Annotated in this window: 2 protein-coding genes; one reads left to right on the top strand and one right to left on the bottom strand. The window is 56.3% G+C overall.

All coding sequences use genetic code 11. From position 1 onward, the window contains the following. On the bottom strand, positions 1-410 hold a 410-nt coding region (locus AB4043_RS26405), incomplete at its 3' end, for an MBL fold metallo-hydrolase (protein ID WP_442308640.1). Positions 411-553: 143 nt separating this feature from the next. Here AB4043_RS26405 and AB4043_RS26400 point away from each other — a divergent pair. After that, positions 554-886, top strand: coding sequence for a c-type cytochrome (locus AB4043_RS26400; protein ID WP_442299238.1), 333 nt, complete (start codon positions 554-556; stop codon positions 884-886). The last annotated feature ends 203 nt before the right edge of the window (positions 887-1,089 follow it).

Below are 1,089 nucleotides of genomic sequence, written 5' to 3'. Positions count from 1 at the left end.
GAGTACAGAGGATCAACCGGTTGCTCGATGGCGCCATCGCGCCCGATCGACAACTTGCGCCGCGCGCGTTTCCGGATGAACTCAACTTCCATCTCCTGCACGTGGGCTGAGTCCTTCAACATGGGATCGCACAAGTCGATGGTGGGCGGTGTGGCGTAGATGGGACCGCGGTAGCCTTCGCGGACAAATCCCGGCAGATTGCCGGAGTGGTCAATGTGTGCATGGGAAAGGACTATAGCGCTGACGTCCTCTGGGGGAAGAGCGAAGTTCGTATTGATCTCGCGAGCCTCACGCCGGCGGCCCTGAAACAAGCCGCAATCAAGCAGGATGTTGCGTCCAGCGCACTCCAGGTGATGAGAAGATCCGGTAACCGTACGGGCCGCGCCCCAGAATTGCACACGAATAGCCATGCGGGCAGCTTACATGCTGGGCTGTCGCGGCGTCCCGCTGGCGAACCGTAGTTGAAACCGTGTATCGTTCCTTTCATCCATCGCGTGGCCGAACGGATGGAATCGAACAGCAAGCTAATTCTTTCTTCGACGGAGTTGCCATCGTGTCCCTTCTTCGCTGTACCCTTTCCCTCGTCGCTGTTGTCGCAACCTTCTCTACCGCCGCCCTGGCGCAGGACCCGCCGGCTGAAGGCAAAGATCTCTTCAAGAAGAACTGTGTCATGTGCCACGGCGAAGACGGCGCCGGCTCCGACATGGGCAAGATGCTGAAGGTCAAAGACCTGCGCTCCAAAGAGATTCAGGATATGACCGACGACAAGATCAAGGACGTTATCAAGAACGGCAACGGCAGCATGCCCGCCTTCAAGGGCACCTTCACCGATGAGCAACTCGATCAGCTCCTGAAGGTGATCCGGAGTTTCAAACCCAAGAATTGAAGAATTGAATAACGAAATAATTGAATAATGTTTGAGCGAAGTGGAAAGGGCGCGGCAGAAGCCGCGCCCTTTCATCATTCAATGATTCAATGCTCAGAGAGCTTGTGACATATCCAGGCCTTTGCGTTCCTTCGCCAGGGCCGTCATGATCGCCAGAATGACGGCGACAATAGCGACGGTTGCGCTGAGGACCACTGTCAGAT

Source organism: Terriglobus sp. YAF25, from assembly GCF_052113305.1.
In the GTDB taxonomy this organism is placed as follows: Bacteria; Acidobacteriota; Terriglobia; order Terriglobales; family Acidobacteriaceae; genus Terriglobus.
Note: the sequence above shows the minus strand (reverse complement) of the source record. Positions and strands in the feature narration are given on the sequence as shown.